General features: G+C 70.7%; 24 protein-coding genes and 1 pseudogene. 19 read left to right on the plus strand and 6 right to left on the minus strand.

Features of this window, described 5'->3' with window-relative positions:
• The first annotated feature begins 195 nt into the window (after positions 1–195).
• The 9 genes and pseudogenes from AB0I52_RS03545 to AB0I52_RS03585 all read left to right on the plus strand — a co-directional run bounded on the left by AB0I52_RS03545 (position 196) and on the right by AB0I52_RS03585 (position 7,477).
• A complete protein-coding gene (locus AB0I52_RS03545) occupies positions 196–1,149 on the plus strand; it encodes a heme o synthase (RefSeq protein ID WP_363068504.1) in 954 nt (317 codons plus the stop codon).
• A gap of 97 nt (positions 1,150–1,246) precedes the next feature.
• Complete coding sequence (locus tag AB0I52_RS03550) at positions 1,247–1,621, plus strand: hypothetical protein (RefSeq protein ID WP_363068505.1); 375 nt, start codon at positions 1,247–1,249, stop codon at positions 1,619–1,621.
• Between the two features lie 228 nt (positions 1,622–1,849).
• Complete coding sequence (locus AB0I52_RS03555) at positions 1,850–2,608, plus strand: SDR family NAD(P)-dependent oxidoreductase (RefSeq protein ID WP_363068507.1); 759 nt, start codon at positions 1,850–1,852, stop codon at positions 2,606–2,608.
• Between the two features lie 41 nt (positions 2,609–2,649).
• Entirely contained in the window at positions 2,650–3,408 is a 759-nt protein-coding gene (locus AB0I52_RS03560) for a FadR/GntR family transcriptional regulator (protein WP_363068509.1), read from the plus strand.
• Positions 3,405–4,550 (plus strand): galactonate dehydratase, encoded by a 1,146-nt coding sequence (gene dgoD / locus AB0I52_RS03565; RefSeq protein WP_363068511.1) that lies wholly within the window; start codon positions 3,405–3,407, stop codon positions 4,548–4,550. The genes AB0I52_RS03560 and dgoD overlap by 4 nt, the downstream gene beginning before the upstream one ends.
• The gene (locus tag AB0I52_RS03570; protein WP_363068513.1) at positions 4,544–5,416 is read left to right on the plus strand and encodes a hypothetical protein; all 873 of its coding nucleotides are present in this window, start codon (positions 4,544–4,546) and stop codon (positions 5,414–5,416) included. Before dgoD ends, AB0I52_RS03570 begins: the two co-directional genes overlap by 7 nt.
• Positions 5,404–6,045, plus strand: coding sequence for a bifunctional 4-hydroxy-2-oxoglutarate aldolase/2-dehydro-3-deoxy-phosphogluconate aldolase (locus AB0I52_RS03575; RefSeq protein WP_363068515.1), 642 nt, complete (start codon positions 5,404–5,406; stop codon positions 6,043–6,045). Before AB0I52_RS03570 ends, AB0I52_RS03575 begins: the two co-directional genes overlap by 13 nt.
• Positions 6,042–6,419, plus strand: a pseudogene (locus AB0I52_RS03580) (SMP-30/gluconolactonase/LRE family protein); the annotation flags it as partial. The gene AB0I52_RS03575 and the pseudogene AB0I52_RS03580, both read left to right, overlap by 4 nt.
• Before the next feature lie 62 nt (positions 6,420–6,481).
• Complete coding sequence (locus AB0I52_RS03585) at positions 6,482–7,477, plus strand: sugar kinase (RefSeq protein ID WP_363068517.1); 996 nt, start codon at positions 6,482–6,484, stop codon at positions 7,475–7,477.
• Positions 7,478–7,510: 33 nt separating this feature from the next.
• Here AB0I52_RS03585 and AB0I52_RS03590 read toward each other — a convergent pair whose 3' ends face one another.
• From AB0I52_RS03590 to AB0I52_RS03600, 3 genes are all read right to left on the minus strand, one after another.
• Positions 7,511–8,521, minus strand: coding sequence for a COX15/CtaA family protein (locus tag AB0I52_RS03590; protein WP_363068519.1), 1,011 nt, complete (start codon positions 8,519–8,521; stop codon positions 7,511–7,513).
• A 65-nt stretch (positions 8,522–8,586) separates the two neighbouring features.
• Entirely contained in the window at positions 8,587–9,354 is a 768-nt protein-coding gene (locus AB0I52_RS03595; RefSeq protein ID WP_363021535.1) for an ABC transporter permease, read from the minus strand.
• On the minus strand, positions 9,351–10,298 hold the full coding sequence (locus AB0I52_RS03600; RefSeq protein WP_363068521.1) for an ABC transporter ATP-binding protein: 948 nt from the start codon (positions 10,296–10,298) through the stop codon (positions 9,351–9,353). Before AB0I52_RS03600 ends, AB0I52_RS03595 begins: the two co-directional genes overlap by 4 nt.
• Positions 10,299–10,434: 136 nt before the next feature.
• On the opposite strand from AB0I52_RS03600, the gene AB0I52_RS03605 reads away from it, so the two are divergent.
• The 8 genes from AB0I52_RS03605 (at position 10,435) to AB0I52_RS03640 (ending at position 17,002) form a co-directional block, all read left to right on the plus strand.
• Positions 10,435–11,175 carry a metalloregulator ArsR/SmtB family transcription factor gene (locus AB0I52_RS03605; RefSeq protein ID WP_363068523.1) on the plus strand — a complete coding sequence of 247 codons (741 nt, stop codon included), beginning with the start codon at positions 10,435–10,437 and terminating at the stop codon, positions 11,173–11,175.
• Positions 11,172–12,593 (plus strand): Fe-S cluster assembly protein SufB, encoded by a 1,422-nt coding sequence (sufB, locus tag AB0I52_RS03610; RefSeq protein ID WP_363068525.1) that lies wholly within the window; start codon positions 11,172–11,174, stop codon positions 12,591–12,593. The genes AB0I52_RS03605 and sufB overlap by 4 nt, the downstream gene beginning before the upstream one ends.
• Before the next feature lie 62 nt (positions 12,594–12,655).
• The gene (gene sufD / locus AB0I52_RS03615) at positions 12,656–13,837 is read left to right on the plus strand and encodes a Fe-S cluster assembly protein SufD (protein ID WP_363068527.1); all 1,182 of its coding nucleotides are present in this window, start codon (positions 12,656–12,658) and stop codon (positions 13,835–13,837) included.
• The gene (locus tag AB0I52_RS03620; protein ID WP_024492618.1) at positions 13,837–14,154 is read left to right on the plus strand and encodes a bifunctional 3-phenylpropionate/cinnamic acid dioxygenase ferredoxin subunit; all 318 of its coding nucleotides are present in this window, start codon (positions 13,837–13,839) and stop codon (positions 14,152–14,154) included. Before sufD ends, AB0I52_RS03620 begins: the two co-directional genes overlap by 1 nt.
• A gap of 7 nt (positions 14,155–14,161) precedes the next feature.
• On the plus strand, positions 14,162–14,926 hold the full coding sequence (gene sufC, locus AB0I52_RS03625; protein ID WP_362962045.1) for a Fe-S cluster assembly ATPase SufC: 765 nt from the start codon (positions 14,162–14,164) through the stop codon (positions 14,924–14,926).
• Complete coding sequence (locus tag AB0I52_RS03630) at positions 14,923–16,191, plus strand: cysteine desulfurase (protein WP_362962047.1); 1,269 nt, start codon at positions 14,923–14,925, stop codon at positions 16,189–16,191. The genes sufC and AB0I52_RS03630 overlap by 4 nt, the downstream gene beginning before the upstream one ends.
• Before the next feature lie 20 nt (positions 16,192–16,211).
• Positions 16,212–16,667, plus strand: coding sequence for a Fe-S cluster assembly sulfur transfer protein SufU (gene sufU, locus AB0I52_RS03635; protein WP_306052627.1), 456 nt, complete (start codon positions 16,212–16,214; stop codon positions 16,665–16,667).
• On the plus strand, positions 16,664–17,002 hold the full coding sequence (locus AB0I52_RS03640; protein ID WP_250970406.1) for a metal-sulfur cluster assembly factor: 339 nt from the start codon (positions 16,664–16,666) through the stop codon (positions 17,000–17,002). Before sufU ends, AB0I52_RS03640 begins: the two co-directional genes overlap by 4 nt.
• Here the strand turns inward: AB0I52_RS03640 and AB0I52_RS03645 are convergent.
• Genes AB0I52_RS03645 through AB0I52_RS03655 form a run of 3 tightly spaced genes read right to left on the minus strand, consistent with a single transcriptional unit; the run spans position 16,992 to position 17,924 of the window.
• Positions 16,992–17,543, minus strand: a complete 552-nt coding sequence (locus AB0I52_RS03645) for a hypothetical protein (RefSeq protein ID WP_363068530.1) — start codon at positions 17,541–17,543, stop codon at positions 16,992–16,994. The genes AB0I52_RS03640 and AB0I52_RS03645 overlap by 11 nt on opposite strands.
• Before the next feature lie 28 nt (positions 17,544–17,571).
• A complete protein-coding gene (locus tag AB0I52_RS03650) occupies positions 17,572–17,733 on the minus strand; it encodes a hypothetical protein (RefSeq protein ID WP_363068532.1) in 162 nt (53 codons plus the stop codon).
• Positions 17,730–17,924, minus strand: coding sequence for a hypothetical protein (locus tag AB0I52_RS03655; protein WP_362962094.1), 195 nt, complete (start codon positions 17,922–17,924; stop codon positions 17,730–17,732). The genes AB0I52_RS03650 and AB0I52_RS03655 overlap by 4 nt, the downstream gene beginning before the upstream one ends.
• Before the next feature lie 149 nt (positions 17,925–18,073).
• Here AB0I52_RS03655 and AB0I52_RS03660 point away from each other — a divergent pair, with 149 nt between their 5' ends.
• Complete coding sequence (locus tag AB0I52_RS03660) at positions 18,074–18,904, plus strand: helix-turn-helix transcriptional regulator (protein WP_363068534.1); 831 nt, start codon at positions 18,074–18,076, stop codon at positions 18,902–18,904.
• Positions 18,901–19,110 carry a DUF397 domain-containing protein gene (locus AB0I52_RS03665; RefSeq protein WP_363068536.1) on the plus strand — a complete coding sequence of 70 codons (210 nt, stop codon included), beginning with the start codon at positions 18,901–18,903 and terminating at the stop codon, positions 19,108–19,110. The genes AB0I52_RS03660 and AB0I52_RS03665 overlap by 4 nt, the downstream gene beginning before the upstream one ends.
• The last annotated feature ends 47 nt before the right edge of the window (positions 19,111–19,157 follow it).

Genomic DNA, 19,157 nt, shown 5'->3' on the forward strand with positions numbered 1-19,157 from the left:
GCGCCCGCGGATCCCGGCGTGTCACCTGGACGAGCCAGGCCCTGCGCGCAGGTGCCGCAACGGCCCTCCGCGCCACATCAACACGACCCCACCCCCGCGAAGATCGGCATGTCCCCAACGTCTACAGTGGACTGGTTCGCGCAAGTCTTTACCGGGCCTTCACGCCTGGAGCTTGCTGGGATTTCTCTGTCAGGGGTGTGCGTGACGGCCGTCGAGTCCCGACCCGCAGGGGTCGCCTTGACTCCGAGCCCAGGGGGCCATCGCCCATTCGGGGCCCGTGTCAAGGCATTCGTGGCACTGACCAAGCCTCGGATCATCGAGCTGTTGCTGATCACCACTGTTCCGGTGATGTTCCTGGCCGCTCAGGGTGTACCCGACCTGTGGCTCGTGCTCACTACCACCATCGGCGGCTATCTGTCCGCCGGCGGTGCCAATGCACTGAACATGTACATCGACCGCGACATCGACGCGTTGATGGACCGTACGTCGCAGCGACCGCTGGTCACCGGCATGGTGAGCCCGCGCGAGTGCCTGGCCTTCGGTATCGCCCTCGCGGTGATCTCGACGGTCTGGTTCGGGCTGCTGGTGAACTGGCTGTCGGCGGCGCTGTCGCTCGGCGCCCTGCTCTTCTACGTCGTCGTGTACACGATGCTGCTGAAGCGCCGCACCTCGCAGAACATCGTCTGGGGCGGTATCGCGGGCTGCATGCCGGTCCTCATCGGCTGGTCCGCCGTGACGAACTCGATGTCCTGGGCCGCGGTGATCCTCTTCGCCGTCATCTTCTTCTGGACGCCGCCGCACTACTGGCCGCTCTCCATGAAGGTGAAGGACGACTACGCGCGGGTCGGTGTTCCGATGCTTCCGGTCGTTGCCACCAACCGGGTGGTCGCCCGCCAGATCGTGCTCTACAGCTGGGTCATGGTCATCGTCTCGCTGCTGCTGACCCCGCTGGGCTACACCGGCTGGTTCTACACGGTGGTGGCCGTGCTCACCGGCGGCTTCTGGCTCTGGGAGGCACACGGCCTGCAGAGCCGTGCCAAGGCCGGCGCCGCAGGGGCCAAGCTCAAGGAGATGCGGCTGTTCCACTGGTCGATCACCTATGTGTCGCTGCTCTTCGTCGCCGTCGCGGTGGACCCCTTCCTGAGGTAGTCCGCTTCTGCTGCCTCCGCCGACGGGCGGGGTGCGTGGCCCACGCCACGCGCCCCGCCCGTCGCCAGTTGAGCTACCCGTCGGTAGCATCCTGTTCATGGCAGAGACGGCTGAGACCCAGCAGGTGGACGGCAGGCAGGCGGCGCGCGCGGAGCGCAGGGCGGCGCGCCTCGCCAAGCAGATCGGTGCCTTCGCGAAGGCACACGGCGGTGCCGAGGGGCAGCTCGCCTACCTCGGACAGGCGGGCACTCGCGTCGTCCTCGTCGGCGAGGACGGCGGCTGGGGTGATCTGGTCGCCCCGTCGTACGCGGTCGCCGAGAGCGCCGCGCAGAAGTCCGGGATCACGATGCACGAGTCCTTCGACGGCGAGTTCGCCGCCAAGGTGCGCACGGGGCCGTACGAGTGGACGCGGATGGCCGGCATTCAGGTCGGCGGCCCGGCCAACGTCGGCGGCCCGGCCGACAGGGGCTGAGGGGCGAACGGGCCGCGCAGACCGAACAGACACCGCGGCGGAGGCCGGTCGGACATCAGTCCGACCGGCCTCCGCCGTTTCCGTGCCCGCCCGCCACCAACCAGATTTTCACTTAATTAGTAATTAATCTTGCGATGGATCACTCGCACCGTCACTCTGTATCAGCCGAGGAACACCACAGCACGGAGCCGCTGGAGCACCGCCGAACCCGAGGAGTCGACCCGCACCATGAACGCAAACCCCCGCTTCGCCGGCAAGGTGGCCGTGGTCACCGGAGCCGCCTCGGGCATCGGCGCGGCCACCGCCGAACGGTTCGCCGCGGAGGGCGCCGCGGTGATCCTCGCGGACATCGCGGAAGGCCCCGGCGAGAGTGTCGCCGAAGGCATCCGCGCCAGGGGCGGCCGGGCCCGCTTCGTGCGCACCGACGTCTCCGAAGAGGGCGACTGGCAGCGGGCCGTGGCCGCCGCGCACACCTTCGGCCCCGTCGGCGTCCTGGTGAGCAACGCCTACACGGTCGACGTCACCCCCGCCCACGAGATGACCCTCGCCTCCTGGGAGCGGCAGCTCGCGGTCAACCTCACCGGCACCTTCCTCGGCGTCCGGGCGGTCCTGCCCGACCTGCGCGCACAGCGCGGCGCCGCGGTGCTGACCTCCTCGGTCCACGCCCACAAAGGCATCCCCGGACACCCCGCGTACGCCGCGTCCAAGGGCGCGCTGCTGTCGCTGTGCGGACAGCTCGCGGTGGAGTACGGGCCCGAGGTGCGGGTCAACGCCGTACTGCCGGGTCCCATCCTCACCGGGGCCTGGGACCGGGTGGGGGAGGAGGACCGCCGCAAGAGCGTCGCCGAGACCGCCGCGGGCCGGTTCGGCACCCCCGAGGAGGCGGCCGCGGCCATCGCCTTCCTCGCCGCCGACGAAGCGTCCTACATCACCGGATCGAGCCTGCTCGTGGACGGCGGCTGGTCCGTCGTCAAGGCCTCGGCCTGACCACCGCCATATCCCATCGCACAGCAGAAAGGCACACGGACATGACGCCATACGCGCGCCGCGGAGTGCACGGCCAGACCGTGGAGACTCTCGCGCGCCGGGTCCTGAGCGGCGAGATCCCCGAAGGGGCGACGCTCGACCTCGTGGCGCTCCAGGGCGAGCTCGACGTCAGCCTGACCGCCCTGCGCGAGTCCCTGAAGGTCCTCGCGGCCAAGGGGATCGTGGACGCCCGTCAGAAGCGCGGCACCTTCGTCAGGGCCCGCGCGGACTGGAACCTGCTCGACGCGGACGTACTGCGCTGGCAGTTCGCCGGCGGCACCGGATCGGGCGTCGACCTGGCACTCCTGCGCAACCTGGGCGAGGTCCGCGGCATCATCGAACCGGCCGCCGTCCGGCTGGCCGCCGACCGCCGCACCGACGCGGACCTGGTCGTCCTCGAAGCCGCGATCACCGCGATGGGCGAGCAGGAGGGCGGCCCCGCCCACGCGGTCGAGGCGGACCTCGCCTTCCACCGCGCCCTCCTCGCGGCCACCCACAACGAACTGCTGGAACGCATGGAGATGGTCATCGAGTCCGGCCTCGCCCACCGCGACGAGATCGTGCACAGCTCCCAGCACGGCGAGGACCCGGTCCCGAGCCACCGAGCCGTCCTGGACGCCGTCCGCGACCGGGACCCGGCCGCCGCCGAGCACGCCATGCGGGCCCTGCTCGACCAGGCGGTACGCGACCTCGACCGGGCCCACGGCACCGCGGACGTCCGTGGCACCTCCGGTACCGACGAGGGGACCGTGAACCCGTGAAGATCACCCGTATCGAGACCTTCCTCGTCCCGCCGCGCTGGCTGTTCTGCCGGATCGAGACCGACGAGGGCGTCGTCGGCTGGGGCGAACCCGTCGTCGAGGGCCGCGCCGAGGTGGTCAGGGCCGCCGTCGACGTCCTCGCCGAATACCTGATCGGCCGGGACCCGCTGCGTATCCAGGACCACTGGCAGGTGCTCAGCAAGGGCGGCTTCTACCGGGGCGGCCCGGTGCTCTCCAGCGCCGTCGCCGGAATCGACCAGGCGCTGTGGGACATCGCCGGGAAGACGTACGGCGCCCCCGTCCACGCACTGCTCGGCGGCCCCGTACGCGACCGGGTCCGGGTCTACGCCTGGGTCGGCGGCGACGAACCCGCCCGCCTCGCCGAGGAGGTCACCGCCCAGGTCGAGGCCGGCTTCACCGCCGTCAAGATGAACGCGGCCGGCCGCACCTCACCGCTGGCCACGGCCGCCGAGACCGCCGCCGTCGTCGAACGGGTCGCCGCCGTCCGCGACGTGCTCGGCCCCGGCCGCGACGTCGCCATCGACATGCACGGCAGATTCGGACCGGCCGGGGCGCGCCGGGTCCTGCACGCCATCGAGGCGCTGCACCCGCTGTTCGTGGAGGAACCCCTCCTGCCCGAGCAGGGACATCTGCTGCCCGCCCTCACCGCCGCCACCTCCGTCCCCATCGCGACCGGCGAACGGCTCTACGGGCGCGCCGAGTTCCTGCCCGCGCTGACGGCCGGGATCGCGGTCGCCCAGCCGGACCCCTCGCACGCCGGGGGCATCTCCGAGGTCCACCGCATCGGCTCGCTCGCCGACACCTTCGGGGTGCAGCTCGCCCCGCACTGCCCGCTGGGCCCCATCGCGCTGGCGGCCGGCCTCCAGATCGCGTTCGCCACCCCGAACTTCCTCATCCAGGAGCAGAGCCGGGGTATCCACTACAACAAGGACGCCGACCTGCTGAGTTACGTCGTGGACACCGAGCCGTACCGCTTCGACGCCGGCCACGCCCGGCGCACCGACCGGCCGGGGCTCGGTATCACCGTCGACGAGAACGCCGTCCGCGCGGCGAACCGTTCCGGACACGCCTGGCGCAACCCGGTGTGGCGGCACGACGACGGATCCTTCGCCGAATGGTGAGAGCCCCGGCCCCGGTACGGATCGAGACCGACCCGGCGCACGGCGGCCGGTGTACCTCGCTGCGGGCGGCCGGCCGCGAACGGCTCCGGCACCGGGCGGAGCCGCGCCGCCCCGGCGTCCGTCCCGGCGACGCCCTCGCCGACGCCTGCGGTCCGGAGGAGTGCGTGCCGACGGTACGCGGCACCCCCGACCACGGTGCCGCCTGGTCCCGGCCCTGGCAACGGGCGGCCGACGGCACCGAGTCCGCCGACTGCCCCGACTTCCGGATCAGCCGGCGGCTCCACACCGACGGGGACCGCGCGGCGGCCGAGTACCGGCACACCGCCGAACCCGGCTACCGTTTCCTGTGGGCCGCCCACGCCCTGCTCGGCCTCGCGCCGGGCGCCCGCATCGGGATCGCGGACGGCGCCCCGGTCCGCCGCTACCCGGACGGCGGCGACCGGTGGACACCCTGCGCCTGGCCCTCGGGCCTCGACCGGATCGGCCCGGACGACGGGCCGGCCGCCGGCGCGGTCGTCGACGCCCGGCAGGTGTCCGTCCACGACGCAACGGCCGTGCTGCGGCCGGCCGTCGAGGCCGGGGACCAGCCGGTGTCCGTCGCGCTGTGGCGCAACCTCGGCGGCTTCCCCGCGCACGGCCCGTACCGCTCGGTCGGCGTCGAACCGGTGCTCGGCCGTGTCTTCGGCCTGGCGGCCGCAGGGGAGGGCGACGCCGCCGTCGTCCCGGCCGGCGGCGAGGCCCGCCGGCGCCTCACCGTGACGGCGCACACCACGGCAGCCGTACCGGACATGGACACGGACACGAACACGGACACCACGACAGCCGTACAGAACAACCAGAAGGGAACCCGCACGTGGAGCTGCTGACCGCGCTGCGCGCCCACCGGATCGTCGCCATCGTGCGCGGCGCCGACGCGGACGCCGCACTCAGGACCGTACTCACCCTGGCCGAGGAGGGACTCCCGCTCATCGAGGTCTCCCTCAGTGGACGGGACGCACTCGGCGTCATCCGCCGGGCCCGTGCCGCCCTCGGCCCGGCCGCGCCGCTCGGCGCCGGCACCGTGCTGACCGCCCAGGACGCGCAGGCGGTACGCGACGCGGGAGCCGACTTCGTCGTCACCCCGGCCGTCTGCGAGGGCGTCACCGGGGCCAGGCGCCTCGGACTGCCCGTGCTGGCCGGAGTGATGACCCCGAGCGACATCGTCGCCGCGCAGCGGCTCGGCGCCGACGCGTACAAGCTCTTTCCCGCCGCGCAGGCCGGCGGCCCCGGCTATCTGTCGGCGCTGCGCGGGCCGTTCCCGAACGCGCCGTTCGTCCCGGTCGGGGGAGTGGACGCCGAAGCGGCCCGCGACTACCTCGCCCGGGGCGCCACCGCGGTGGGCGTCGGCTCCCCGCTGATCGGCGACGCGGCCGACGGCGGCAGTACCGACGCGCTGCGCGAGCGCACCCGCGCCTTCCTCGCCGCGGTGGGCACCCCGTCGGACGCCGGGCGATGAGCGGCGGCGCCCCGGCCGCGCTGTGGCCGGACCGGCTCGGGCTCGGTGAGGGCATCCCGGCGGTCGACGGCCGCGTCGTCCTCGTCGACATCCTGACCGGCCGGCTGCCGGCCGGCCCCGCCGACCGCCCCGCCCCGCTCGTCCCCCTGGCCAGGTTCGACGAACCGCTGGGCGCGGTCGCCCCCGTCCACGGGCGCCCCGGCCACTGGATCGCGGCCGCCGGCACCGGCGTCTGCCTGATCGGCCCGGACGGCGTCCCGGAGTCCCCGGCCCGGCCCGGGGACGGGGCCGCCGGTCCGCGGGGCCGGTTCTGGGCGGGCAGCATGGCGTACGGCGCCGGCTCCCTCTATCGGGCGGGCCACGACGGCACGGTGTTCTCCGAACGGGTCGACGTTCCGGGCCTGCCCACCGCCGCCCACCGGCAGGAGAGTTCCGTATGACCGCCGCAACCCGTGCGTGGGTCGGACGGCCCGCCCGACCCCCGGTGGCCTGCATCGGGGAGACGATGGCCGCGCTGGTCCCGGACCCCGTCGCCCCGCTGGAGGGGGCCGACCGGCTCGGCCTGCGGATCGCGGGCGCCGAGTCCAATGTGGCGGTGTACCTCGCCGGCCACGGGGTGCCCGCCCGCTGGGTCTCCGCGCTCGGCGACGACCCCTTCGGCCGCCGGATCCTGAGCGAGGTGGCCGCTTCCGGGGTCGACGTCAGCGGGGTGCGCACCGACCCGCACCGCCCGACCGGGCTCCTCGTCAAGGACCCCGGCACCCACTCCACCCGGGTTCACTACTACCGCCGCGGCTCGGCGGCCTCCGCCCTGACGGCGGACGTGCTGAACGACGACGCGGTACGCACCGCCGGGCTCGTCCACCTCAGCGGCATCACCCCGGCGCTCTCCCCGGGCTGCCACGACCTGGTCGCCGCGTTGCTGGAGGTCCCCGCGGCCGGACGGCCCCGCCCGGTCAGCTTCGACGTCAACCACCGGCCCGCCCTGTGGCCGGACGGCACGGCGCCCGACGTGCTGCTCGGCCTCGCCCGGCAGGCGGACATCACCTTCGTCGGCCTCGACGAGGCGCAGGCCCTGTGGGGCGCCGGAATGACCGACGCGGCCGCCGTGCGCGAGCTGCTGCCCCAGCCGCGCGTCCTCGTCGTCAAGGACGGCGGGCGGGCCGCCACCGCCTTCGACGGCGACCGGGCGCACACCGTGCCCGCGCCCAGGGTCGCGGTCGTCGAACCGGTGGGCGCGGGTGACGCGTTCGCCGCCGGGTTCCTCGCCGGGCTGCTGCGCGGCGAGGAACCCGTACGGGCGCTGCGCCTCGGCCATCTCACCGCCGGCGCCGCACTGCGGGTGACCGGCGACCACGGCCCGCTGCCGGAGGCGGCCCGGCTGGCCGCGCTGCTGGCCGCGGGGGACGCGGAATGGGCCGCGGGCGAATGACGGGACGCGGGGGAGCCGTTCGGGCGCCGGGGCTCAGGCCGTCGCGGGCTCCGGCTGCTCGGCCGCCGGGCCGGGCAGCCGAGCGGCGTCCACCGGACGCTCGCGCTGCGACAGCAGGACGCGCAGCACCCCGATCCACACCAGGCACGAGCCGAACATGTGCAGCCCGACGAGGATCTCCGGCGTGTCCGTGAAGTACTGGACGTACCCGATCACTCCCTGCGCCATCAGGATCAGGAAGAGGTCCCGGGCACGGTGCAGCGGGCCGATGGGCGCGTCGACGGCCTTCAGGACGAACCAGAGCGCGACGGTCAGCGCCACCACGACCCAGGCGAGATCGGCGTGCAGCTGCGTGATCATCTTCCAGTCGATCGGGATGCGGTGGACGTCGCTGGAGTCCCCGGCGTGCCGGCCGGCCCCGGTGACCACCGTGCCGACCGCGATCAGCAGCCCGGCCGCCACCACCAGCAGCCAGGTCAGCTGCGAGACCGCCTTGCCCACCAGCGGCCGGGGCGCGGTGTCGCCCTCCCCGACGCGGTGCCAGGTCAGCAGGGCGATCGTGAGGAGCGCGGTGGCCAGCAGGAAGTGCGCCGCGACGGTGTACGGGTTCAGGCCGACGAGTACGACGATGCCACCCAGCACCGCGTTGCCCATCACCACCCAGAACTGCGCCCAGCCGAGCCGGGTGAGACTGCGCCGCCGGGGCTTCGCGGACCGGGCGGCGATGATCGCCCAGCCGACGACGGCACACAGGACGTACGTGAGCATCCGGTTGCCGAACTCGATGGCGCCGTGCAGGCCCATCTCGCTCGTCGCCGTCAGCGAGTCGTCGGAGCACTTGGGCCAGGTCGGGCAGCCGAGACCGGAACCGGTCAGCCGGACCGCACCGCCGGCCACGATGATCACCACGGCCAGCACGATGGACGTCAGGGCGGCGCGCCGGACGGTCCGGGGGGACGGCGTCCAGCGTTCGGCGATGTACTGAAGCGGGTTTCGCACGGCTTGAGCGACTTCGGCTCGGATCAGCTTGGGCACGGGGACCATCGTAGGCCGCCGCTTGTGCAAGCTTTCACGAGGGGGACGAACCAGGACCTGCCGCGTGTCCGGGGTCACTCCCAGCGGAAGAAGCGCGCCGCCGCGCCCAGGCCCAGCACCGCCCAGACGGCCAGGATGCCGAGGTCGCCCCACGGCATCGCCGCACCGTGCTGGAGGACGTCCCGCAGGCCGTCGGAGAGGGCCGCGATCGGCAGCAGCCCCAGCACCGACTGGACGGCGTCCGGGAACTTGTCCAGCGGCACGATGACCCCGCCGCCGACCAGCAGCAGCAGGAAGACCAGGTTGGCCGCGGCGAGGGTCGCCTCCGCCTTCAGCGTCCCGGCCATCAGCAGGCCGAGCCCGGAGAACGCGGCGGTGCCGAGGACGAGCAGCAGCAGGACGGCGAACGGGTTGCCGTGCGGCGACCAGCCCAGCGCGAAGGCGATCACCGTGAGCAGCACCACCTGGAGCACCTCGGTGACCAGCACGGCGAGGGTCTTGGCGGTCATCAGCGCCCAGCGGGGCAGCGGGGAGGCGCCGAGCCGCTTGAGCACTCCGTAGCGCCGCTCGAAGCCGGTGGCGATGGCCTGGCCGGTGAAGGCCGTCGACATCACGGCGAGCGCGAGGATGCCGGGGGTCAGGAAGTCGACCGACGCGCCCGAGCCGGTGTCCACGATGTCGACCGCGCTGAACAGGACCAGCAACAGCGTCGGGATGACCACGGTCAGCAGCAGCTGCTCGCCGTTGCGCAGCAGCATCCGCGTCTCCAGCGCGGTCTGCGCGGCGATCATGCGGGGCAGCGGGGCCGCGCCCGGCCGGGGGGTGTACGTACCGGCGCTCATGCGCGCAGCTCCTTGCCGGTCAGTTCCAGGAAGACGTCCTCCAGGGTGTGGCGCTCGACGGAGATGCCGGAGGGCATCACGCCGTTCTGCGCGCACCAGGAGGTGACGGTGGCCAGCAGCTGCGGGTCGACCTGGCCGGTGATGCGGTACGCGCCCGTGCTGAGCTCGACCGCCTCCGTTCCGTCGGGCAGCGCCTTCAGCAGGGAGCCGAGATCGAGACCGGGGCGGCCGGTGAAGCGCAGGGTGTTCTCGGCGCCGCCGCGGCAGAGCGTCTCCGGGCTGCCCTGGGCGATGAGCCGGCCCGCGTCGATGATCGCGACGTCGTCGGCGAGCTCCTCGGCCTCGTCCATGAAGTGCGTGGTGAGCACGACGGACACGCCGTCGCCGCGCAGTTCCCGTACGAGGTCCCAGGTGGAGCGGCGGGCCTGCGGGTCGAGGCCCGCGGTCGGCTCGTCGAGGAAGACCAGCTCGGGGCGGCCGACGACGGCCATCGCGAGGGCGAGCCGCTGCTGCTGGCCGCCGGAGAGCCGGCGGTAGGTGGTGCGGCCGCAGCCGCCCAGGCCCAGGCGCTCGATCAGGGCGTCCACGTCCAGCGGGTGGGCGTGGAGTTTCGCCGTGTGGCGGAGCATCTCGTCGGCGCGTGCGCCGGAGTAGACGCCACCGGACTGGAGCATCACGCCGATCCGGGGGCGCAGCCGCGCCGCGTCGGCGACGGGGTCGAGGCCGAGGACCCGGACCGTCCCCTCATCCGGACGGCGGTACCCCTCGCAGGTCTCGATCGTGGTGGTCTTCCCGGCGCCGTTGGGGCCGAGGACCGCGGTGACCGCACCGGCGCCGACGCACAGGTCGAGGCCGTCCACCGCCGTCCGGTCGCCGTACCGCTTCACCAGCCCACGGACCTGGACAGCCGGGCCGGACGGGGGTGGGGCGGGCTCGCTCTTCATGGGCGGTAAGTCTAGGCAGCCGCCTCCGGGGGCCCCGTCCCGGGGCTTGATTAGGTAACCCTAAGTGATTGATTCCACGGGAGATCGTTTCGGACCGTGGTTGTCAGAGCCGGATGAATTACGCAACAATGGCGTTGTGAAATACGTTGGCGAGGCTCCGCAGGAGGAACTCGCGACCGGTGAGCGCTCGACGCGCAACCGGATCGCGCGCTCCGTCCTGGACCACGGCCCGTCCACCGCCGCCGATCTCGCCAAGCGCCTGGGGCTCACCCAGGCCGCCGTCCGCCGTCAGCTCGACGCCCTCGTCTCCGACGATGTCGTGGAGGCCCGCGAGCAGCGGGTGTACGGGGCGCGGACCCGTGGCCGTCCGGCCAAGGTGTTCGCCCTGACCGACTGCGGCCGGGACGCCTTCGACCAGTCCTACGACGCGCTCGCCGCGGACGCCCTGCGCTGGATCGCCGAGACCGCGGGCGACGGAGCGGTCATGGCGTTCGCCCGTGCCAGGGTCGCCGACCAGGTGGCCTCATACCGGGCGGCGATCGACGCCGCGGACCCCGAGACCCGTACGGAGGCCTTGGCCAAGGCCTTGTCCGCCGACGGGTACGCTGCTACGGCTCGTAGCGCGCCGGACCCGCAGCAGGGCGAGCAGCTGTGCCAGCATCACTGCCCGGTCGCACACGTCGCCGAGCAGTACCCGCAGCTGTGCGAGGCGGAGACGGAGATCTTCTCCAGCCTCCTGGGGACCCATGTGCAGCGTCTCGCCACCATCGCCCACGGCGACGGGGTGTGCACGACCTACATCCCGCGCAGCGGTCACCCCACGTCACAGACCACTGATTCAGCATCCACAAGCAAGTCCGGGAGGAACCCCGCATGACGCTCCCTACGGAGACTGCCCACCCTGAGCTCGATGGCCTGGGCACGTACGAATTCGGCTGGGCCGACTCCGACGCGGCAGGCGCGGCGGCCAAGCGCGGCCTCTCCGAGGCTGTCGTCCGCGACATCTCGGACAAGAAGAACGAGCCCGAGTGGATGCTGAAGCTGCGGCTCAAGGGCCTCAAGCTCTTCGGCAAGAAGCCCATGCCGAACTGGGGCTCGGACCTGTCGGGCATCGACTTCGACAACATCAAGTACTTCGTGCGCTCGACGGAGAAGCAGGCGGAGTCCTGGGAGGACCTGCCCGAGGACATCAAGAACACGTACGACAAGCTCGGTATCCCGGAGGCTGAGAAGCAGCGCCTCGTCGCCGGTGTCGCCGCGCAGTACGAGTCCGAGGTCGTCTACCACCAGATCAACGAGGAGCTGGAGGCGCAGGGTGTCATCTTCATGGACACCGACACCGCGCTGAAGGAGCACCCGGAGCTCTTCAGGGAGTACTTCGGCACCGTCATCCCCGTCGGTGACAACAAGTTCGCCTCGCTGAACACGGCCGTGTGGTCCGGTGGCTCGTTCATCTACGTGCCGAAGGGCGTGCACGTCGAGATCCCGCTCCAGGCCTACTTCCGTATCAACACGGAGAACATGGGCCAGTTCGAGCGGACGCTGATCATCGTCGACGAGGACGCCTACGTCCACTACGTCGAGGGCTGCACCGCGCCGATCTACTCCTCGGACTCGCTGCACTCCGCGGTCGTCGAGATCATCGTGAAGAAGGGCGGCCGCTGCCGCTACACGACGATCCAGAACTGGTCGAACAACGTCTACAACCTGGTGACCAAGCGCGCCGTCGCCTACGAGGGCGCGACCATGGAGTGGGTCGACGGCAACATCGGCTCCAAGGTCACCATGAAGTACCCGGCCATCTACCTGATGGGCGAGCACGCCAAGGGCGAGACCCTGTCCATCGCCTTCGCGGGTGAGGGCCAGCACCAGGACGCCGGCGCCAAGATGGTCCACATGGCCCCGAACACCTCGTCCAACATCGTCTCCAAGTCGGTGGCACGAGGCGGCGGCCGCACCTCCTACCGCGGTCTGATCGAGATCGGCGAGGGCGCGCCGGGCGCGAAGTCCAACGTCCTGTGCGACGCGCTGCTGGTCGACACGATCTCGCGTTCCGACACCTACCCCTACGTCGACGTCCGCGAGGACGATGTGTCGATGGGGCACGAGGCGACCGTCTCCAAGGTCTCCGAGGACCAGCTCTTCTACCTGATGAGCCGCGGCATGACCGAGTTCGAGGCGATGGCGATGATCGTGCGCGGCTTCGTCGAGCCGATCGCCAAGGAACTCCCGATGGAGTACGCCCTTGAGCTCAACCGGCTGATCGAGCTGCAGATGGAGGGTTCGGTCGGCTAGCACGCCGGCGACCGAATCCCCCTGACATCTGTCTGACTGAGAAAGAGAGCACTACGACAGCCATGGCTGAGGCTCAGAACATTCCGGCGGGCTCCACCACCGCCGGCTCCATCGCGGTGGCCGCCGAGTCGACCGTCGCCACGCGCATGAGCGCGCCCCCGTCCTTCGACGTCGCGGACTTCCCGGTCCCGCACGGCCGCGAGGAGGAGTGGCGGTTCACGCCGCTGGAGCGGCTGCGCGGGCTGCACGACGGCACGGCCGTCGCCAACGGCGGCGGTGTGAAGGTCGCGATCGAGGCCCCCTCGGGCGTCACGGTCGAGACCGTCGGCCGCGACGACGCCCGCCTCGGCAAGGCCGGCACCCCGGTGGACCGGGTGGCCGCACAGGCCTACTCGTCCTTCGAGCAGGCCTCCGTCGTCACCGTCGACAAGGAAGCCGTGCTCACCGAGCCGATCCGGATCGCGGTGCACGGCGAGGGCGGCGTGGCCTACGGACACCAGGTCATCACCCTGGGCGCCTTCGCCGAGGCCGTCGTCGTCATCGACCACACCGGTGACGCGGTGCTCGCCGCCAACATCGACTACGTCCTGGGCGACGGTGCGAAGCTGACCGTCGTCTCCGTCCAGGACTGGGACGAGAACGCCGTCCACGTCGGCCAGCACAACGCGCTGGTCGGCCGGGACGCCTCGTTCAAGTCCATCGTCGTCACCTTCGGCGGCGACGTCGTCCGGATCCACCCGCGGATCGCCTACGCGGGCCCCGGCGGCGAGGCCGAGCTCTTCGGCCTGTACTTCACCGACAAGGGCCAGCACCAGGAGCACCGCCTCCTGGTCGACCACAACGCCCCGCACTGCAAGTCCAACGTGGCCTACAAGGGCGCGCTCCAGGGCGACGGCGCGCACGCCGTGTGGATCGGTGACGTCCTGATCCAGGCCGGCGCCGAGGGCACCGACACCTACGAGATGAACCGCAACCTGGTTCTCACCGACGGTGCGCGGGTCGACTCGGTGCCGAACCTGGAGATCGAGACCGGCGAGATCGTCGGCGCCGGCCACGCCTCCGCGACCGGCCGCTTCGACGACGAGCAGCTGTTCTACCTCCAGTCCCGCGGCATCCCCGCCGAGGAGGCCCGCCGCCTCGTCGTGCGCGGCTTCTTCGCCGAGCTGGTCCAGCAGATCGGCCTGCCGGACGTCGAAGCCCGTCTCCTCGACAAGATCGAGACCGAGCTGAAGGCGTCGGTCTGATGGCCTTCGTCAAAGCCTGTGCGCTGAGCGAGCTGGAGGACGACACCCCCAAGCGGGTGGAGCTCGACGGCACGCCGGTGTCCGTCGTCCGCACCGAGGGCGAGGTGTTCGCGATCAACGACATCTGCTCGCACGCGAACGTCTCACTGTCCGAGGGCGAGGTCGAGGACTGCATGATCGAGTGCTGGCTGCACGGATCGAGCTTCGACCTGCGCACCGGCAAGCCGTCCGGCCTTCCCGCGACGCGCCCCGTCCCCGTATACCCCGTCAAGATCCAAGGGGACGATGTGCTCGTCTCCGTCACCCAGGAGACCTGAGTCACCCATGGCAACGCTTGAAATCCACGACCTGCACGTCACCGTCGAGGCCGACAACGCCACGAAGGAGATCCTCAAGGGCGTCGACCTGACCGTGAAGCAGGGCGAGACCCACGCCATCATGGGCCCCAACGGGTCCGGCAAGTCCACCCTCGCGTACTCCCTCGCGGGCCACCCCAAGTACACGGTCACCAGCGGCACGGTGACCCTGGACGGCGAGAACGTCCTGGAGATGACCGTCGACGAGCGCGCCCGCGCCGGTCTGTTCCTCGCCATGCAGTACCCGGTCGAGATCCCCGGTGTCTCGGTCTCCAACTTCCTGCGCACCTCCGCCACCGCCGTCCGCGGCGAGGCCCCCAAGCTGCGTACCTGGGTGAAGGAGGTCAAGGAGGCGATGTCCGAGCTCCACATGGACCCCGCCTTCGCCGAGCGCAACGTGAACGAGGGCTTCTCCGGCGGTGAGAAGAAGCGCCACGAGATCCTTCAGCTGGAGCTCCTCAAGCCGAAGATGGCGATCCTCGACGAGACGGACTCCGGTCTGGACGTCGACGCGCTGAAGACCGTCTCCGAGGGCGTCAACCGGGTCCGCGAGTCCGGCGAGGTCGGCACGCTGCTGATCACGCACTACACCCGCATCCTCAAGTACATCAAGCCCGACTTCGTGCACGTCTTCGCCAACGGCCGCATCGCCGCGTCCGGCGGCGCCGAGCTCGCCGACAAGCTGGAGAACGAGGGCTACGAGGCCTACACGAAGGGTGGCGCTTCCGCGTGACTGACGCCCGACAGGGGCTCTCCGGCCTCCTCGACACCGAGGCGATCCGCAAGGACTTCCCGATCCTGGACCGCACGGTCCACGACGGCAAGAAGATCGTGTACCTGGACAACGCGGCGACCTCGCAGAAGCCGCGCCAGGTGCTCGATGCCCTCAACGAGTACTACGAGCGGCACAACGCCAACGTCCACCGCGGCGTGCACGTGCTCGCGGAAGAGGCCACGGCGCTGTACGAAGGCGCCCGTGACAAGGTCGCGGCGTTCATCAACGCGCCCAGCCGCAACGAGGTGATCTTCACCAAGAACGCCTCGGAGTCGCTCAACCTCGTGGCCAACATGCTCGGCTGGGCCGACGAGCCCTACCGGGTCGACCACGAGACCGAGATCGTCATCACGGAGATGGAGCACCACTCCAACATCGTGCCGTGGCAGCTGCTCTCGCAGCGCACCGGCGCGAAGCTGAAGTGGTTCGGCATCACCGACGACGGCCGGCTCGACCTGTCCAACATCAACGAGATCATCACCGAGAAGACGAAGATCGTCTCCTTCACGCTGGTCTCGAACATCATGGGCACGATCAACCCGGTCGAGCAGATCGTCCGGCGCGCCCAGGAAGTCGGCGCCCTGGTCTGCATCGACGCCTCGCAGGCCGCCCCGCACATGGTGCTCGACGTGCAGGCGCTGCAGGCCGACTTCGTGGCCTTCACCGGCCACAAGATGGTCGGACCGACCGGCATCGGCGTGCTCTGGGGACGGCAGGAGCTCCTGGAGGACCTGCCGCCGTTCCTCGGCGGCGGCGAGATGATCGAGACCGTGTCGATGCACTCGTCGACGTACGCTCCGGCGCCACACAAGTTCGAGGCCGGTACGCCCCCGATCGCCCAGGCCGTCGGCCTCGGCGCGGCCGTGGACTACCTCTCGGCGATCGGCATGGAGAACATCCACCGCCACGAGCAGGCGATCACCGAGTACGCGGTGAAGCGGCTCCTGGAGGTCCCGGACCTCAGGATCATCGGTCCGGCCACCGCCGAGGACCGCGGGGCCACGATCTCCTTCACGCTCGGCGACATCCACCCGCACGACGTGGGCCAGGTACTCGACGAGCAGGGCCTCGCCGTCCGGGTCGGACACCACTGCGCCCGGCCGGTCTGCCTGCGGTACGGAATTCCTGCGACGACGCGAGCGTCGTTCTATCTGTACTCCACGCCCGCCGAGGTCGACGCCCTGGTGGACGGTCTGGAACACGTCCGGAACTTTTTCGGTTAGACAGCGGCGAGGGTTGACTGGTGAAGCTTGATTCCATGTACCAGGAAGTGATCCTGGACCACTACAAGCACCCCCACGGGCGTGGCCTGCGGGACGGCGACGCCGAGGTGCATCACGTCAATCCGACGTGCGGTGACGAGATCACGCTGCGCGTGCGGTACGACGGCGAGACCATCGCCGATGTGAGCTACGAGGGCCAGGGCTGCTCCATCAGCCAGGCCAGCGCCTCCGTGCTGAACGAGCTGCTGGTCGGCAAGGAACTGGGCGAGGCCCAGAAGATCCAGGCCGCGTTCCTGGAGCTGATGCAGTCCAAGGGACAGCTGGAGCCGGACGAAGCGATGGAAGAGGTGCTGGAGGACGCGGTCGCGTTCGCCGGCGTCTCCAAGTACCCGGCCCGGGTCAAATGCGCGCTGCTGAGCTGGATGGCGTGGAAAGACGCGACGGCGAAGGCGCTGTCCGAAGGGAAGACGGCATGAGCGAAAACGAGACTCTCACCACCAAGCCGGCCTCCGAGGAGGAGGTCCGCGAGGCGCTGTACGACGTCGTCGACCCCGAGCTGGGCATCGATGTCGTCAACCTGGGCCTGATCTACGGCATCCATGTGGACGACGCGAACATCGCCACCCTCGACATGACCCTGACGTCCGCGGCCTGCCCGCTGACCGATGTCATCGAGGACCAGGCGAAGTCCGCCACCGACGGCATCGTCAACGAGCTCCGGATCAACTGGGTCTGGATGCCGCCGTGGGGTCCCGACAAGATCACGGACGACGGCCGCGAGCAGCTGCGCGCGCTGGGCTTCAACGTCTGAGCACCCCCGTACGAGCGTGAACGGTCCCCGGCGCAAGCCTGCCGGGGGCCGTTCGGCGTTGTTCCTCCGCGGTATCCCCGGCGTCCGCCCGGTCGAACCCCAGGGTTCGCGCTCCCCACGGCCGTGCCCGCCGGTCCGCCCGGCGAGCGCGGCCGTTTCGCTGTCCGTCGACGGTACGGCCCCGCCGAATGCGCCGCCCGGCGAGCGTCACCAGGAGGCCGAGAACGGGGTCTACCACGGTGAACACGTCGGGGCACCCGGATTCCAGCCGAGCCATGGAGTGGTCCTGCTGGTCGAGGTCGTCGCCCCAGGCCAGGAGCGCGTGGCGCACACCGGAGCTCTGACGGATGACCGTACGTAGGTCCATTCCGCCGGACCACGCGGAACCGCACGCAGCGCCGGGCCCGTCCACGAGACGGAGCGCCTGCCGCCGCAGCCACCGCAGGGCGAGCCGGCGATTCCTCACCACGGCCCCGCCGAGCGAGACGGCGCGCTGCCCGGTCGTCGCGGTGACCTCCACCGCGTAGCCCGCACCGGTCACGCGGCACGCTCCCCGCCCGGGTGCCGCTTCACGACCGCTCCCCGTGCTCGGCGGCCAGATGCCGCTTGCGCAGCACACGGCAGTCGGTCGCCCGGCTCTCGTCCCTCTCCCGCCGGGCCACGGCTTCGGCGAGATCGAGTTCCTGGCACGCACGGCACTCACGACACTCGGTGTCGCTGCTGAACGTCATGCCACTTCCCCCCGGCTCCTGGCGTTCTCGTACGCGGTACGGGCGCGGAGGCGCTCGTCGCGGGTGGCGGGGCGGATGAATTCGGGGACGGCTTCCCACTCGGGACCACCGCCGATCGGCCGCAGTGACCAGTAGGGGCCGGAGGCTCCTCGGAACTCCCCGACGCGGTCGTTACGGCTGCTGTCCACCATGAGCGTGCCGGCGGGCGGGAGCTGGGCGCGTTGCTGCTCAGACACTGCCGCTCCTCTCTGTAGTCGTTTCACTACCAAGGGCGTTCAGCGTGGCTTAGGGTCGGAACGAGTTCAACTTGCAGCAACTGAGTGGGGAGTTGGATTTCCGAATGGTGAACCGCAAGGAACTGGACCCGGACAAGTCGCCCAGTGCGCGCTTCGGTCAGCTTCTCCGCACGCTACGGGATGAGCGAGGCTGGACACAGGACGAGCTGGCCGAGCGTATGGGGTGCTCAGGCACGCATATTTCTGCCGTTGAAACTGGTCGTCGTCCTCCAACTCCTCAGTTCGCGAGGAGTGCTGACAGGGTGTTTGGCACGGGAGACCGATTCGAACGCATGAGTCGGGCAGTGAGGTACACGGCATTACTTGAAGGATTTCCGGAGTACGTCGCGCATGAGGCACGCGCGGCGGAGATCCGGCTGTACGAAGTGGGTGTCGTCCCTGGCCTGCTCCAGACGCGGGAGTACGCGGCAACGCTGGAAGCTGATGCAGTTCGGCGTGAAGCCATCACCCCTGAACAGGCCGACGAACGAGTGGAGCTAGTGGTGCGGAGGCAAGCCACGCTTGCCTGTATCCCGTCACCCTTGATCTTTGCTGTGCTCGACGAGGGCTGCATTCGTCGACCTATGGGTGACCCCGCGATCATGGAGGCCCAGTTCGATCGCCTGCTGGCGTTCGCTGAGCGGCCGAACACTGTGCTGCAAGTAGCGCCGTTCTCCATGGGAGCGCGGCGACCGTTCAGCCTGCCCATCACCGTACTCACGATGCCGGACCGCTCTCTCATGTCCTACGCGGAATCCGCCCAGCGCGGGCATTTTGAACGGGAAACCGCCTTTGTGCTGCCCATACTGACGGCCTACCATCAACTGCAGGCCGAGGCGCTCTCCCAAGCGGCATCCGTGGCCATGATCGAGCAGTTACGAAAGGGCACCCCGTGACGACCGAATCCCCCCGCTGGTTCAAGTCCTCGTACAGCGACAACGGCGGCCAGTGCGTCGAGGTCGCTACCAACCTCGTCGACTCGCGCGGCGTCGTTCCGGTCCGTGACTCCAAGGACCAGGCCAGCCCGGTTCTGAACGTCGCTGCCGGTTCGTTCGCCTCCTTCGTGGCCGGCGTCAGGGCAGGAGAGTTCGGCGCCGTCTGACCACTGTGTGGATGTTCCGTCTTGATCGACCAGTTGCGAAAGGGCAC

It is taken from the genome of Streptomyces sp. NPDC050423 (assembly GCF_040655445.1).
Lineage (GTDB): Bacteria > Actinomycetota > Actinomycetes > Streptomycetales > Streptomycetaceae > Streptomyces.